We start from the raw sequence: 15,080 nt of genomic DNA, 5'->3' as shown, positions 1-15,080 counted from the left end.
ATATTTTTTTGACACACCGTTAAACCATATTTATTTGATATTTGAATCTTCAAACAGACAAGGGCACGCTACGCGGTCATCGCTGGATAATACTGGTCGCGATGATAGCTCTGTATACGATGCACTATGGATCTCCGCATAACTTATGATGACGTACCCTCCCATGTCTCTTGGCGTCCAAAGCGCCTACATTCCTTCGTTCGGTCTAGTCATAAGGCGGAGGCTGGCGAAGCTCCTTTGGGGACTCATTGGTCGTATGGAAAATATAATGCCGGCTTCTCCGTGTCATCCAATTTTCTAGTCATTCACTCAGAATGTAATGCTTAGGCAGCTCTTTCGAGCTTGGGAATGTCCCTCATCATCTGCTCGGCGTCAAATGCCATATGCTTCGTACAGATTGCGTGCAGCACCTTCAGTAGTTTCCCACAGAGAACTACAATGGACTGCTTCTTGCGTAATGGGTTTACCTGTCTTGTTGTGTAATACTCATGCAGTTGTCGAAATGCCTTGTTATGGCGGATCATCGGCATCATGACACGGAAGAGCAGTGCACGTAGTTGGCGTCTTCCCCTTTTCGAAATGCGTTTCTGTCCTTTGTGCTGTCCGGAAGAATTCTCCCTAAGTGTCAATCCCGCGAGTTTAAGTAGTTGGCGTGGATGATCATAATGGGCGAAACTACCGATTTCAGATAGTAAATCAATGATGGTTGCGTCTCCAAGGCCTGGAACCGTTTGAAGATACTCATACTCAACCGTCGCCTGAATAAGCTCTGTCAACTGTTCCTGAAGTGATTCAAGTTCCTTCTCAAGTTGGCGATAGCGCTGGACGAGTGTGGCGATTTCAATACGGGCCATCGTTTGTCCTTCTGTAACGCCAATGGAAATATACGCCGAATCAATAAGTTTCTTTGCCTTCGGTATCTGGGGGGATTTCATTCCCTCTACATTCCGGTAGATTTCAACCAGTTCAATCGGCTCTTTGCCCGCTACATCGTTAGGAAATGGTGTACATTCCAACGCAGCGAGTGCCATCTTGCCGAAACTCGGAAACACTTGTTGAAACTCCGGAAAATAGCGATCGGTCCAGCGAATTATCTTGTTTTTAACAGCGTTTAATTCCTCAGTGAGATTGCCTTTGAGCGTCGCACCTACACGCAGTTCAGCCTCTGTTTCCCTCAAGATCCGTGGATAGCTGTATCGACCGTCTTTCACTAAACGGGCGATGACAAGGGCATCTTTGGCGTCGTTCTTCGTCTGAAGATTGTCGTCAAGTTCCTTGGATTTCTTTACATGCATTGGATTGCATATGACGAGGGGGATGCCCCGATCGTCGAGAAAGTAGGCCAGGTTGAGCCAATAGTGGCCGGTTGGCTCGATGCCGATAATGACATCGGTTTTGCCGAATTGTTTCTTGGCATTGAGAATACATTCATAGAAGTATTCGAACCCTTGCCTCGATTGATGTACGGGGAACGACTTCTTGAGGAGCAGGCCACGTTCATCAACCATGCAGGCGTAATGTGTGCGCTTGGCGATGTCCATTCCTATAACCAGCGTTTTATCCGTGACTTGATTAATTTTAGCGTTTTGCGTAAAATTCATGATGAGTCCTCCTTGGTATCTAAATTAGGGGTCAATTCGTGCAGATTTGACACCCCGCATCATACCAAGAGGGCTTTTTGTGTTCAAGTCCCCGAAAAAGCTTCTAACAGGAATGCTCCTTTTTCGTTATGGACTTATCCAATATAAACGGATTACATCCGTTCAATGACCACACTCTTCGATAGAAGCACGTCTTCCATTTGTTGATTCATAAATTTCCCTTCTAAGGTCACTAGCCGCATGGCCCGTTTCACTTCATCCGCTTTTACACGTATCTCCCCCGTAATTTCATCGCCAGCACAAATATCCTGAAGATACGTATATTCCTGCTCGCCATGGAGCACTTTCAGCGGATTCATTTCAAGCACTTCGAAAAGCGCTTCAAAATCGAGCCCTCCCCACATCTCAATCACCGTCGGAAAGGTGGGAGGAATGGGGACATCTCTAAACCCTGCCGCCCGTGCCGTCTCCACGTCATAATAAAGAGGGTTGTCATCCCCGATAGCAAGCGCGAACTCTTTAATTTTCCCCCGCTCGACCATAAATTGAAGCGAGCCAATCGTCACCCCTACTTTATTTGCTGCTTTGTTTGTCATGCTCTCACTCCCCAAATTTCATAGAAATCTCTATCCCAAAAGTTAACCTGTTATCCATTATACTATAATGAGTATTCGATGAAATTATTATAGTCTGATATTTTAAGGTGATACGAATGTCAATGGAGGCATGCAGAATTGTTAGCCGGAAAAAATCATATCAAGTGCAAGAAACGGAGTTTGTTTCTTTAGATAAGTTAGCGAAAATAAATAAAAAGGGACCGACAGCATCTAATCCTAAGATTCTGTCGGTCCTTGTTTTTTAATTCTAAACATCCTCTATATTAATAGCCATACGGACGGTTATATGGTTGGTAGTAGGGATAACGATTGTAGGGATAGTACGGCGGGTAGATTGGATAGGTTGGATAATATGGGTAAAATGGATATTGAAAATGCGGACGTCGTCTTCTGTGACGTCTTCCATAATTGTCGTAATCATATCCATAATCTTGATCGTATCTGCCATATCGATCATAATCAAATTGCACCATTATTTTTCCTCCTTTGCATTCATTTAGATTATGCTAGATACGACTGGAAATCCTGTACATTCGCCTATAATCATAACAACGTCATTATCGGAAACGGATTTTGGGCAGACTTGACTGTAATGGGCTTCGGCATTCACGACGGATATGCGCATGTATGGTTTGGAGTGGAAGCGGACCCCGCTGGATATATGGAATAAACAAATCGAAAAAGCGACCTGTCTGCTATCTGGGGACAGGTCGCGTTTCATTTACTTAGTAATGGTTATGAAATGCTTTAAGAAAACTAAAACGGTTGAAAAAAGGAGCAGCTTGCTTACTTTTCTTCTACTTGTATCATTATTTTTGTTACATAATTATTTTCCCCACTTACACTTACCTCATCAATTACATACTCCTCAAAACTATCACCACAAATACGATACCCTTCCTTATCCAAATAATTTTTCATTTTTTTATAGGTTTCTTGAATCGTCACATAACTTCCTTTATGATAGCCAACAACGTATTTTCCCGCTTTTTTGATAAAAGGTTCTGCTAAATCAGATTGAGCCACACGCATATAAAAATGCGAATAATTCCAGTAATCTCCCGCCTCTACCTGCTCTTGACGAATCAAACCTCCAATAGGATAGCCAGTATCAAGTCTTTCTCGCTTTGTATATTTAATAAACGACATAATCAACTTCGTAAATTCTTTATCAGAGCAGTTTAAAATACTTTCACTTAATACATAGTATTCTGTTCCCATTTTTTCTATTGTAAACCGATCAAAATTCAACCGTAATGCTTCTTCAATATGCTTTTTCTTGTTTTGTATAATTAGCTGTGTACGCTGCATTTTCATGATTTTCTTTTTCATCATCTCTTCTTTTTCCGTTAATAATGCAATGGTTTCCATTGGTGTTTTGAAATGTAAAAAGTTTTTAATTTCTGCTAAAGACATACCAATTTCTTTTAGCATTTCAATCACGCTAAAAACCTCTGCTTGTTGAACGGAATAATAGCGATACCCATTTTCGTTTTTATACTCTGGTTTTAAAAGACCGATTTCATCATAATGAAAAAGCGTTTGCTTTTTCACACCACATAAATCTGCAAATTCTCCTGTCGCAAAAAGTTTTTTGTAAACCCCAATTTTTCACCTCTTCACTCTTGACTATACGGTAACCGAATACTTTATCATCATAGCATAAAAGGAAAAAAGGCATTTAAAAACGGAGCAGACTTCGAAGAATTTAAACTTTAGGTGGTACTTTTTGTGAAAAACAATTATTCAATGATGCAAACAATGGAGCCTCGAAAATTATTTACAAAGTATTTAGAGATTGCTGAACAACTTATAATCCCATATAAATAAAGGGTTTGACGCCTTTTTTGTCGAAACAGGTGCATACCGAAAAAATAAAACTCACTAATACACTGCACAGGAGGACATGTCATGTATGAACACAACGCCAAACAAATGATCCTGCCACACGAATTCTTTTTGCCGTTCGGAGGGCACTTGAACCCGGATAACCGTTGGGTTCGCATGGCTTCTGTCATTCCTTGGGCCGACCTGGAGGAAGCGTATCTCGAGTCACTCGGCGACCCCAATCAGGGGAGTAAGGCGTACACCGTGCAGCTTGCACTTGGAGCGCTGATCATCAAGGAACGTCTCCGATTGAGTGATGGAGAAACCGTAGAAGCGATTACTGAAAACCCCTATATGCAATATTTCATCGGGCTTCCCGCTTTTCAGGAAACCCCGCCGTTCCATGCCTCTTCACTGACCCATTTCCGGAAGCGTTTTAACGCGGATCTGGTGAATCAAGTGAACGAATCCATCACAGCGGCACATCGGAAACCGGCGAACCCCAAGGATTCGGATGGTCCGGATGACGATGAGCCGAGGGGCGGGAGCGGAAGCCCGGCAGCGAAACCGGAGGCCCGGCGTCCCGAAGAATCAGCCCCCATCTACAAACAAGGAAAACTACTGATCGATGCCACCTGCGCCCCTTCCGATATTGCGTATCCGACGGATATCGGTCTCTTGAATCAGGCAAGGGAAAAGCTCGAAACGATGATTGATCGGTTGCATGCGAAACGGGGCCATGGGTCCAAAAAACCGCGTACCTACCGCCGGAAAGCCCGGAAGGAATACCTTGCCTTGTCCAAGCAGCGAAAACCCGGCTACGAAAAGATCCAGGCTTGCCTGAAGGGACAGCTTTCCTATGTTCGTCGAGATTTGAAGCACGTGGAAGATCTTGCGAATGAAGTCGGGCTCGACAGGCTGACACGGGCACAGTACAAAGACCTGCTGGTCATCCAGGAGCTGTTCCGTCAGCAAACCATCCTGTTCGAGGGCGATACTCATTCCATCCAGGACCGCGTAGTCAGCATTGCGCAGCCGTATATCCGTCCGATTGTCCGGGGAAAAGCGAAAGCATCCGTCGAATTCGGCGCAAAACTCTCTGTCAGTCTGGTCGATGGGTATGCGTATCTTGAGACGCTGCAATGGGACGCCTACAATGAAGGAACCCTATTGAAAGACGCTATCCTGGCGTACAAGGAACGGTTCGGCCACTATCCGGAAGCCGTCCTGGCGGATACCATCTACAGAACCCGGGACAACCGGAAGTTCTGTCAAGAACTCGGAATTCGGTTGAGCGGTCCGAAACTCGGCAGGCCCGCCAAAGACCAGCATGTACGTGCAGAACAGAAGAAGTTGGAGAAACAGGACCACGGCGAGCGCAACGCCATCGAAGGGAAATTCGGCGAAGGCAAACGCGCATACGGGCTGGGTCTTATTCGAACACGCCTGCAAACCACAAGCGAGACGACGATTGCCCTCCAGCTGGTCATCATGAACCTCGAAAAGATCCTCCGGGATACTTTTTTGTCGTTTTTCCTACATTCAATCGAAAAATCGGAACGTTTATTTTCCAAGAAACTTATCCTTAAGGTAGCTTGATGAGGGTTGTTCAGTAATCCCTAATTAGCCTCCGCATTATTAATTTAATTAAAAAGGGAATTAGACTTTTCCATATAGCCAATACAAAATACGTGAGGTTTAAAATCTTTAGATTTTAATGGAGAGTATCATTACTTTACGTAACGATACTCTTAGGAACCAACAAAATTCTTTTATCCTTCACAGATATTTATTATCTGCATATTTGACTTTCGTCTAAAATCAGTTAAAAGAATTTACTTATGGAGTCAATCAAACTATAATTTAATTAAGCTCATTCACATTTAACATGAATATTTTGCTTGGCCGGCAAGTTTGAAAATAAATGTGAATGGGCTCAATTTTATAATGCTCCCAGAGATTTTAGCACTAATCCATGAAAATGATGGAGAGCATGTTCACTAATATCAGTGCGTTCATCATTACCTACGTATCGACCGTCATAATAGCCATTGGAACTAAACCCTCTTTGGACACTTTCAATAAGTGTAATATCTTCGGGTTGAAGTGTCTTATCAAAAAACTCTAACACTTCTTTTCTTTCAGGGGTCATTTCCTTATCTAAAAAGTAAAAATCAAAGTATTCTATGACCGTATCAGGCCCAGTAGGCACAAAGTGGAATAGAATTAATTGTGGTTCTCCGGGCATATAACCAAATGTTGTCGTTGGCCACAGGAACCACCCTTCATATTGATCGTGCTCTGGTGAATCCCCAACACTATAAGCGCTTTCTCCATTAATTAATAGAGGTCCTCCATTAGTTGAATGATATTCAAATACTTCTATTTGATAGTTTTTAACATCGATAGTTTGGCAAAAGCCCGGGTGATTAGCCTGGCAATGGTTACATTCTAAATAATTGTCTATCGCTGCTTTCCAATTCCCTTTTACGTGATATTCAAGCCTTGTATGCAAAGTAAGCTTATCGACTTCCGGAATTTTCTTAAGAATGTCATCCTCTACGCCAGGCATTAGATCTTGTAATGATTTCGCTTTGGTATCTAGATTGATAAATATAAAGGAAGCAAAAATTTCTACTTTCGCCGGTTTTAAACACGCTTCTTCAGGATTAAATTTTTTAATTTCGTTTGTTCCTCGACCGGCATTAAATTTCCCATCTGTTTTGTATGTCCATGCATGGTAAGGGCATGTGATCACTGCTTTTACATTTCCACTTCCTTTTACAAGTTCATGCCCCCTATGTGAACACACATTGTAAAAAGCTCGGATTTTATTATCCTTCCCCCTAATTACAAATAACTCTTGATCTTGTACATTGAAAGTGAAATAATCACCAACCTCTTTAACTTTTTCAACGTGACCAGCTAAAACCCAATTTTTATAAAATATTTCTTCCTTTTCTAACTCAAATATTCCCGGATCCTTATAATACGGAGCTGGTAGAGTATAGGAAATATCTACACTAGAATTATAACGGTGTGGGAAAAGTTTCCTCTTTTCTGTTACTCTCATGATATACCTCCTCATTTTTTAGCCTATAGAACACCTCAAATAATTGCCATGACAGCGGTTACAAGTAAGCATTAAATAATATTACTATCTCTTCTTAAAACATCACCTCCTTTAATAAAGAATAAATTTTTTATTCAAATGGCCCTCCCTCTGATAATTCCATTAATTTTTCTACTACTCTTTCCCTAAAAGTTTCATCTAGAAAAGAAAATCCAAATAATTCATTAAACCACACCCCGTCAGCAGCTAACCTTATAATAGTAGCCATGACTGGGTCCACTCCATTTTCCTCAATCTTTTCCTGCCATCGTAGATACCATTCTTGAGATGACTTTAACAGTTCAGGATTAATAGCAATTGCGGCCAGCAAATTACTTGTTAAAGGCTGTTCATCATTTACTGTTACATCTATATACGCTCTTAATAAGTTTCCTGGGGCTTGATCATGGCTCGCAACTTCCTCCATCTCTCTTGTGTATTCTGACAACATGTACTGAAGTCCACCTTGTATCAGAGAGTCTTTAGTTGGGAAATAATATAGTAGTCCTCCCTTACTCACACCAGCTTCTTTAGCAACATTGTTAAGAGTAAGATATCGTACCCCTTTTTTATTTACTATTCTAGAAGCAGCCTCCAAGAGTTCTTCTTTTTTCATACTAGCTTTTTCCATGGGTAACCCTCCGTTTTTTCTAAAGAACTTACCATTTGACAATATTAAATATCCACAATACAAAAGAGTTACTTTTCACAATAAAGTATAAAGTATTAATATTTTATATATCATACCGTCCAGACGGACTTTTTTCAATAGTTTTCTCGAAAAATCTCTAACTTTTCTGTTATTAGATAAAATGTTATCTACTTTAAAGCTTTTAAAGATAATATCTATTACCTTTAAGCAATACTCGTTCAATCATGTCAGAACAGAAGCAACTGAATTTTAGATAACTCTTATGCCAAAGCCCGTCTCACCATAAAATGTTTTCTTACCTTTTGGAATTATTATATTTAACTTTGGAGTACTCACTAAAATGGACCTCCCCTTTATAAGTTGGTCCTCTCAATTTCAATTCACAATAGACCGGCCTCCCTCGTAGAAGGCCGGTCTATTGTTTAAGCTTGCATTCTTTCATACAAATAAGTTGGCTGAAGTTCGGGAAAGGTTCAAAAGCTATTTATAATAAGGCAGAAAATATTTTTAATAGCAAAAGAACTTTGATCAACATTCAATATTTATTTTCACTAGTGTTGCATTAATATCTTTTGAAGATTAGGAATTCATAAAACCTTCAAAAATCTAAGGAATCCAAAAGAAAAAGTCCTTTATAATGGAAGGTACAGGTAGTTCCTGTCCAAATCCAATACAAAGGACCAACTCATGGACAAGAATACACGAAAAACTTCATTTGGTAAATGGCTGAATGCCATTGATTTTGAGAAATTCAACGAAATTGTGACCATACATGGGCAAGACCGGTATACAAAGAAGTTAACGACGCAAGCTTACACACTTCTCATGCTGTATGCTCAATTAATGGAGTCAGACAGCCTGCACGCACTGGAAGCAGCGCTGACAAACCGGGATTTCCAACGGGCGATCGGCGTGGATTCCATCAGTGTGTCGCAGCTTTCCAGAAAGAATAATCGGTTGGATCCAACGGTTCTGTCGAATCTTTTCATGCAACTGGTTAGTCAGATCGCTGTACAAAAACTTTCGCCCAAAAAGGGGTTGCTCCTGAAAATCATCGACTCCACAACGATCCCGTTGAACGTAAACCATTTTAAATGGGCCGAATTCCGGGAGACCAAGGCCGGCGTAAAGCTGCATATACGCTTGGTGTTCGATGAAAACGGCACTCATTACCCCGACAAAGAGGTCATCACGAACGCCAAGGAGCACGACCGTAATCAACTCGAAGTGCTTGTTGACGACAAGGAGGCCATGTATGTTTTCGACCGCGGGTATGTGGATTATGAACGGTTTGACCGCTTCACGGACGATGGGCTTTTCTTCGTCTGTCGGTTGAAGAAGAATGCCGTTCTGCATCCCATCCACACATTCTCCCTTCCGGAAGGGAGTGATGCCCTTTCCGACACGATGGCGTTCGTAGGCGCCAATCCGAACTGTACGGAGAACGTTTTCCGAATCCTTGTCATCCCTGATGGCAAGGGGGGCGAATTGCGGCTGATCACCAATCGTTTCGACATTTCCGCGGAGGAAATCAGCGAAATCTACCGTTCTCGCTGGGCCATCGAATTGTTCTTCAAGTGGCTCAAGCAGCACGTGAAGATCAAGCATTTCTACGGTCAAAGTGAATACGCTGTGAAAAACCAGATTTATCTGGCTCTGATTGCCTATTGTCTGAACGTCCTGATTCAATCGGAAACAAACAGCAGGAAATCCATCTTGGCGATTTCACGTATTCTAGCCGCTAATCTATGGGAGTCGTCCCGGTATTGGCTTCGTAGAATCAGGAGTGGAAGCATACCGTAACGATCCCTGCTGACCCGTCACTTATGGATAACTGTATAAACTTACCAAATGGACAGCGCTACCTTTATTCAGGTGCTTCCCTTTTTGGCAAAAATAAAGATAGAATGGTGACTGAATATTTAATTAATATTCATGCAACGCTAGTGATTTATTTTATATCCGGAATTAAAATGGATATTGAATGTTTTCGGTCTGAACTGATACCCATTTCGTCGTTGTGAACTCTTCGATAATCCAATCGGTTCCAAATCGTCCGATCCCACTCTTTTTAACGCCACCAAACGGGACGTTACTTTCTAACACTGCGGGCATGTCATTGACATGCGTGGTGCCTGATTCGATTTCCAACGCCAAGCGTTCGCCTCGCTTCAAATCACTCGTTATGATGGCTGCAGACAATCCAAACTCTGTGCTATTTGCTAATTCAATGGCTTCCTGATCATCTTTGGCGTGAATAATTATAGCTACGGGTCCAAAGATCTCCGTTTGTGCTAACTTTGAATCATTCGGCACATCCACAAATACAAATGGGGAGATGACATTTCCCTCTCGTTTCCCTTCCACGGCTAACTTGTTGCCGTCTTCCTTGGCTGCCTTGATGATTGACATGATTTTGTCGGCTTGTCTTTCATTGATAATCGGACCAATGACCGTACTGGAATCTTTTGGATCACCCGCTTTTAATTCCTTTACCCGTTCCACATATTTTTCAATAAATTCATCATATAAATCATCATGAACGATAATTCGGTTGGTAATTGCGCAAATTTGTCCATTGTGCATGAATTTACCGAATATCGCAATATCGACGGCGTACGCAACATCCGCGTCACCTAGAATGACTAACGGATTATTGCCGCCCAATTCCAACGCCTTTTGTTTAAACGAACCCGCCGTCACTTTTTCTATATGTTGGCCAACCGCTGTAGATCCTGTAAAACTGATAAAAGAAGTATTCGGGTTCGTTAAAAATTCATCTCCGGATTCTTCTAAATCCGTTAAAATAGAATTAAAGACACCCACCGGCAATCCGGCCGCCTCAAAAGCTTTCGCAAATATTTGGCCACCTACAAATCCAACCTGTACATCCGGCTTATGAACGACACTATTCCCTAATGCGATAGCGGGAAATATTGTACGGGTTGCCATATTAAACGGAAAGTTAAACGGCGTGATTGAAGTGATGACACCTAGAGGCAATCGATATACACGGTTCACTTTGTTCGGTGTTCCAGATGGATAATCTTTTGGCTTATAAATCTCGCCTGCCATTTTAAGGGCTTCCTTGATATCGCCAATTCCAAAGCTAAATTCAACTTCGGCCTTTAATCTAGTTCCACCTGTTTCACGGATAATCAAATCTACAATTTCATCTTTATGCTCCACCAAATAATTTAATGCTTTTGACAATACATCCTGTCTTTCTTCAACCGTGCTTTTTGCCCACTCTTTCTGAGCTTCTTTCGCTTTTTCAAAAGCATATTGAATCTGGGACCGGTTCGCTAGGGAAACCTCAGCTAAAACCGAACCATCATACGGATCTTGATTTTGAAAAACACGCCCGCTTTGGCCCTCAACCCATTGTCCCGCAATATAGCTCTTATTCAATTGTTTGATATCCGTTAAAACTGTTGTATTTGACATAACGACATTTCCCTCTCTATGTTTAATTTCAAAACAATTTTTACGTGCCCGATTCAGACGGATGGTTGTTTATAATAATCTTGAGGCTCTACTTCATCGATCGTTTTCTTGTCCCGAGATTCTGCGATTAAGATAGAGATAACTACTAAAATCAAAGCAATAATTTCAACTGCTCGGATGGAGGCACCATAAAAAAGAATGGCCACCGCGGAGGCTACGATTGGCATGACGGCATTCGCCATCCCTGCCGTACTTGCATCAATTTTTGGCATGGCAAGAAATGTTGTCGAATAGGCAAGAACCCAACCTAGTAAGCTATAAATTATAATTCCACCCCAATTCGAAACACTTGCGAACAATGACATATCAAATGAACTCAATTCAATTAAAGCCATCGGCAACGTTTGCAAAGCGCCAAAGAAAGTTAAACCCGCAGCAATGGTAATCGGTGGTAATTCCACAGAAAATTTTTTAGCATAAATGAAGAAGAGGGATATGGAAAGGACGGCTAATAACATAAATGTGATCCCTATGACACTAGTGGAGCCATCAGCTGAAACTCCAACAATATTCATCAGTAAAACTGCCGCAACCGCTAAAAGAATGGATAAGACTTTTTTCAAAGTAAGCTTTTCTTTTAATAAAATCAAAGACAAAATAAATACGACAGCCGGCGTTATACTACTAATAATCCCTACTGAAATCGCATCTGCATGGGTAAGTCCATAAAGTAAAAACACTGTATACAATGAGGCTGTTAACAATGCCTGCATGAACATTCCATAGTAATTTTTAAAGCCAAGCTTGGTCCACTTTGTTTTTTCACTAATTGTTGCAATAGGAATTAGAATAACGGCAGCAATCGTAACGGTTACGCATGTAAATAACCATACAGGAAAAGTCATCATCATTGATTCCCCGATTGGGATGCTCGCACCGATCAACCCCATTGATAGAACAATTAATAGCACTCCCTTACTCATGATTCATTTCCTCCCTCTGTTTTAGAGTTGATAATCATAAGATCTTTTACAAAAGTAGACCAATGGGAGGATTCCGTGCCCGGCTCCTCCCCCTCGCTTTCTAGCTTACGATGAAAAACTTGACGAAGGATTTATGTGTTCGCCAAACTCCTGAAAATCCATCCGTAAAAGAATAAGAACTCCCTTCTTTCATCGCAATTTTCTCTCCTGTTTCTGTTTCAATTTCCGCCTCCCCTTTTACAACATAAAACGTCTCGTTGCCTTCCACCTTATATGGCATTCCATTTGGATGTTCTTCAGGCTGGTGTTTCCATAATCCCGCAAAGAGGACCCCACTTTCATTTTGAGTTTGTCGAAGCCAACTAACCTGTCCTATTTCATTTCCTTCGACTGTAAACGGCTCCCATTTCTCCCGCCCCTCAACCAACTCATAAAAATCGACTTTGTTTACATTCAGCATTATTCTTTCCTCCCATATACATAATATTTGCTGATAATCATTGGATTACAGCTGTCTCGCGAACTTTTTCTCCTAAATATTGTTCAACTTTCCTCGAAGCAGTGAATGCGCTTTCAATTGCGCCATCTACAAAGCCAGCCCAACCGTTTGCATAGTCAGAACCAGCTAGGAACAATCCGTCCTCAGGTTTTTGTAATTCTGATAAATAGGTTGTCAATTGATTATTACACTGCATGGGCCAAGTTTCCCCGGAAAGCGGATCGCTCACCCAATCGTGGCCGGTTGATTCGACCACGTTTACATCGGGGAGGATTTTGCGAAGAGCTTGCTCCACCTCTAACTTATTTGTAGGGTCTAGTTTACTTGCATCTGGGCCAAATCCTACCAATATTCCATCCTGATCTTCTGTATACTCCAATTGAGTATAATTAATAGGGTAATCCTCAGGAGCAAACGCAATAAAAGGGGTATTCATGTTCTTTACTCTCGCCCAAAACTTGATCCCTCTGCTTGTCTGTCCTTCCTCGGCAGCAGCACACTTTATTGTCGATAATGCCGGACTAAACTCTATACTATTTAAGACATTCAATGGCAGCGTGGTGATAACCGACTGGCCATTGAACTGCCGCCCACCTTTCGTCGAAACAACGAATCCGCTTGCAGTCTTTTCTACTAAAGAAACTTCCTCTGAATAAACAACATCCGCTTTCGCATCGCTCATGATCCCCTCTATCAATGCCCTTGTACCTTTTTCGATTTTATAGCTGGCACAAATCTCCATCATCAATTGCCAGTTATAATCCGATAATGCAGCCCAACGCATAGCCTGGGTGAGCCCGGCTTTATTAGTCGGCCCATTAAAGTTCAGGGCCCACATGCTGTGCATTAATTCCTTTATGTCATCATTTAACCCGAGGCTATTAATTTTTTCGGCTACAGTCAGATGATCTACCTCGTTCAATTTTTCAGAAGTCAGTGGCTCATATGGAAGGGGGAAGTATTTGCGTGCATCCGCTAACAATTGATTGTTTGCATCATCTAACATTCCAAACAATTCCTCGACTGTCCCCTCATGCCGTTTGCCGTCTGCAACCCAGTAGGCCTTCTCCGGCTCAGGAGATGGAACTACCTCTAATCCATATCTTGAAATTTCAGCCCATACATGGGGCTGGAACCAATGAACCCATGTCCCGCCCATTTCCAGGTTTCTGCCCAATTGGTGATCCACCCATGTTCGTCCCCCTAGACGATCTCTGGCCTCTAACACAAGGATTTGATAGCCTTTTTGGCTCAACTCCCGGGCTGCGGTAACGCCTGCAAAACCTGCTCCAATAATAATAACGTCATAGTTTTCGACCGACATTTGTTCTCCTCCCCTTTTAAATTATTATTGAATCAATTACAGACCAACTGATCTCCCTCCCTCAATTACGTATTCTTAATTTTCTTAATCTATTATCTAAAACTAATAGGGAAAATTGTATTACCCAAACGGGCCAAATTTACAGACTGTTTGACTAATCTGAAATTGAATGTATTATAGTAAACTAACAGAGATTTTAGGAGGTTAGATCATGAGCCAACTTTCTTTGAATGAAAACAACTATAAAAAAATACTTTCTTTTATGGATGATATAAAAGGAGAAGATCATAACTTTCGAAAAAACGTCCTACTTGCTTTTGAAAAGTGGTTCGGTTTTACTCATGTGAACTTTTGGCTTTGCGATCAGCAAAATAACCTCGTGGATCCAATTACTTCTACTACGGATAAAACGATGATTAAAGATTATTTAAATAATTATTTAGAAATGGACCCATTAGTTCCGTACAAACTGGAGCATACGATCCCGAAGCGCCGCGTCATTGGGCTTCTCGATCTTCAATCAAAAAAAGACTATGAAAAAAGTGAGTATTTCAATAGTTTCTTTAAAAAGTATGGGTTTTATCACAACACGGGAATATTTTTAGTAAAGGACAACAGGGTTGTTGGATTAGTGGACTTTGTTACGTCAAAAAATGAATTGGAGATTAATAAAAATGAGGTTATGAGTCTTGAAATCATATCAAGATATTTAGCACAGCGATTACATGAACATTGTTTATTGAAAAATACCGAAAAAGGGGGAAAAGGGGGCATTGAAAACTCCCTAACTCCAAGAGAAAGTGAAGTATTACGGTACGTCAAGAAAGGATATTCTAATAAACAAATTGCCGGCCAACTATTTATTAGCGTGAACACTGTAAAGAAACATGTACAGAGCCTCTATGACAAATTTGAGGTTAATAACCGGACAAGCCTCTCTTTTAAGGTGCACCATTTTGAAAATTGACCGTAATTCATAGAAGAGAATATATGTAAAGTCACTAGCGTTGCATGAATA

At 41.4% G+C, this 15,080-nt stretch carries 13 protein-coding genes; 4 read left to right on the top strand and 9 right to left on the bottom strand.

Annotated elements, in window-relative coordinates:
- Positions 1 to 323 precede the first annotated feature (323 nt).
- Together OXB_RS15845 and OXB_RS15840 are read right to left on the bottom strand one after the other, a co-directional pair.
- A complete protein-coding gene (locus tag OXB_RS15845) occupies positions 324 to 1,601 on the bottom strand; it encodes an IS110 family transposase (protein WP_041071926.1) in 1,278 nt (425 codons plus the stop codon).
- Between the two features lie 152 nt (positions 1,602 to 1,753).
- Positions 1,754 to 2,197, bottom strand: a complete 444-nt coding sequence (locus tag OXB_RS15840) for an FAS1-like dehydratase domain-containing protein (RefSeq protein ID WP_041075392.1) — start codon at positions 2,195 to 2,197, stop codon at positions 1,754 to 1,756.
- A gap of 373 nt (positions 2,198 to 2,570) precedes the next feature.
- Here OXB_RS15840 and OXB_RS18970 point away from each other — a divergent pair, with 373 nt between their 5' ends.
- Positions 2,571 to 2,888 (top strand): hypothetical protein, encoded by a 318-nt coding sequence (locus OXB_RS18970; RefSeq protein WP_158333759.1) that lies wholly within the window; start codon positions 2,571 to 2,573, stop codon positions 2,886 to 2,888.
- A gap of 116 nt (positions 2,889 to 3,004) precedes the next feature.
- Here the strand turns inward: OXB_RS18970 and OXB_RS15830 are convergent, their stop codons facing one another.
- The gene (locus OXB_RS15830) at positions 3,005 to 3,826 is read right to left on the bottom strand and encodes a MerR family transcriptional regulator (RefSeq protein WP_041075390.1); all 822 of its coding nucleotides are present in this window, start codon (positions 3,824 to 3,826) and stop codon (positions 3,005 to 3,007) included.
- A 303-nt stretch (positions 3,827 to 4,129) separates the two neighbouring features.
- Here OXB_RS15830 and OXB_RS15825 point away from each other — a divergent pair, with 303 nt between their 5' ends.
- A complete protein-coding gene (locus OXB_RS15825) occupies positions 4,130 to 5,644 on the top strand; it encodes an IS5 family transposase (RefSeq protein ID WP_052483823.1) in 1,515 nt (504 codons plus the stop codon).
- A 343-nt stretch (positions 5,645 to 5,987) separates the two neighbouring features.
- Here OXB_RS15825 and OXB_RS15820 read toward each other — a convergent pair whose 3' ends face one another.
- Entirely contained in the window at positions 5,988 to 7,118 is a 1,131-nt protein-coding gene (locus OXB_RS15820) for an aromatic ring-hydroxylating oxygenase subunit alpha (protein ID WP_052484110.1), read from the bottom strand.
- A 130-nt stretch (positions 7,119 to 7,248) separates the two neighbouring features.
- Positions 7,249 to 7,788 (bottom strand): TetR/AcrR family transcriptional regulator, encoded by a 540-nt coding sequence (locus OXB_RS15815; protein WP_041075389.1) that lies wholly within the window; start codon positions 7,786 to 7,788, stop codon positions 7,249 to 7,251.
- Positions 7,789 to 8,496: 708 nt separating this feature from the next.
- Here OXB_RS15815 and OXB_RS15810 point away from each other — a divergent pair.
- Complete coding sequence (locus OXB_RS15810; RefSeq protein WP_041072671.1) at positions 8,497 to 9,612, top strand: IS4 family transposase; 1,116 nt, start codon at positions 8,497 to 8,499, stop codon at positions 9,610 to 9,612.
- A gap of 165 nt (positions 9,613 to 9,777) precedes the next feature.
- Here the strand turns inward: OXB_RS15810 and OXB_RS15805 are convergent, their stop codons facing one another.
- The 4 genes from OXB_RS15805 to OXB_RS15790 all read right to left on the bottom strand — a co-directional run bounded on the left by OXB_RS15805 (position 9,778) and on the right by OXB_RS15790 (position 14,062).
- The gene (locus OXB_RS15805) at positions 9,778 to 11,256 is read right to left on the bottom strand and encodes an aldehyde dehydrogenase family protein (RefSeq protein ID WP_041075388.1); all 1,479 of its coding nucleotides are present in this window, start codon (positions 11,254 to 11,256) and stop codon (positions 9,778 to 9,780) included.
- A 53-nt stretch (positions 11,257 to 11,309) separates the two neighbouring features.
- Positions 11,310 to 12,239, bottom strand: coding sequence for a DMT family transporter (locus OXB_RS15800; RefSeq protein WP_041075387.1), 930 nt, complete (start codon positions 12,237 to 12,239; stop codon positions 11,310 to 11,312).
- Positions 12,240 to 12,339: 100 nt separating this feature from the next.
- On the bottom strand, positions 12,340 to 12,699 hold the full coding sequence (locus tag OXB_RS15795) for a cupin domain-containing protein (protein ID WP_041075386.1): 360 nt from the start codon (positions 12,697 to 12,699) through the stop codon (positions 12,340 to 12,342).
- Between the two features lie 37 nt (positions 12,700 to 12,736).
- Positions 12,737 to 14,062: a flavin monoamine oxidase family protein gene (locus OXB_RS15790; RefSeq protein ID WP_041075385.1), complete on the bottom strand. Its 1,326-nt coding sequence runs from the start codon at positions 14,060 to 14,062 to the stop codon at positions 12,737 to 12,739.
- A gap of 211 nt (positions 14,063 to 14,273) precedes the next feature.
- On the opposite strand from OXB_RS15790, the gene OXB_RS15785 reads away from it, so the two are divergent.
- Positions 14,274 to 15,029: a response regulator transcription factor gene (locus tag OXB_RS15785; protein ID WP_041075384.1), complete on the top strand. Its 756-nt coding sequence runs from the start codon at positions 14,274 to 14,276 to the stop codon at positions 15,027 to 15,029.
- Positions 15,030 to 15,080 lie beyond the last annotated feature (51 nt).

This window comes from Bacillus sp. OxB-1, from assembly GCF_000829195.1.
Taxonomy (GTDB): Bacteria; Bacillota; Bacilli; order Bacillales_A; family Planococcaceae; genus Sporosarcina.
Note: the sequence above shows the minus strand (reverse complement) of the source record. Positions and strands in the feature narration are given on the sequence as shown.

Excerpts from the sequence above, each read along its gene's own strand:
- OXB_RS15815 (WP_041075389.1), bottom strand. The coding sequence starts at position 7,788 with ATGGAAAAAGCTAGTATGAAAAAAGAAGAACTCTTGGAGGCTGCTTCT.
- OXB_RS18970 (WP_158333759.1), top strand. The coding sequence starts at position 2,571 with ATGGGTAAAATGGATATTGAAAATGCGGACGTCGTCTTCTGTGACGTC.
- OXB_RS15805 (WP_041075388.1), bottom strand. The coding sequence starts at position 11,256 with ATGTCAAATACAACAGTTTTAACGGATATCAAACAATTGAATAAGAGC.
- OXB_RS15790 (WP_041075385.1), bottom strand. The coding sequence starts at position 14,062 with ATGTCGGTCGAAAACTATGACGTTATTATTATTGGAGCAGGTTTTGCA.
- OXB_RS15795 (WP_041075386.1), bottom strand. The coding sequence starts at position 12,699 with ATGCTGAATGTAAACAAAGTCGATTTTTATGAGTTGGTTGAGGGGCGG.
- OXB_RS15820 (WP_052484110.1), bottom strand. The coding sequence starts at position 7,118 with ATGAGAGTAACAGAAAAGAGGAAACTTTTCCCACACCGTTATAATTCT.
- OXB_RS15840 (WP_041075392.1), bottom strand. The coding sequence starts at position 2,197 with ATGACAAACAAAGCAGCAAATAAAGTAGGGGTGACGATTGGCTCGCTT.
- OXB_RS15800 (WP_041075387.1), bottom strand. The coding sequence starts at position 12,239 with ATGAGTAAGGGAGTGCTATTAATTGTTCTATCAATGGGGTTGATCGGT.
- OXB_RS15825 (WP_052483823.1), top strand. The coding sequence starts at position 4,130 with ATGTATGAACACAACGCCAAACAAATGATCCTGCCACACGAATTCTTT.
- OXB_RS15810 (WP_041072671.1), top strand. The coding sequence starts at position 8,497 with ATGGACAAGAATACACGAAAAACTTCATTTGGTAAATGGCTGAATGCC.
- OXB_RS15785 (WP_041075384.1), top strand. The coding sequence starts at position 14,274 with ATGAGCCAACTTTCTTTGAATGAAAACAACTATAAAAAAATACTTTCT.
- OXB_RS15845 (WP_041071926.1), bottom strand. The coding sequence starts at position 1,601 with ATGAATTTTACGCAAAACGCTAAAATTAATCAAGTCACGGATAAAACG.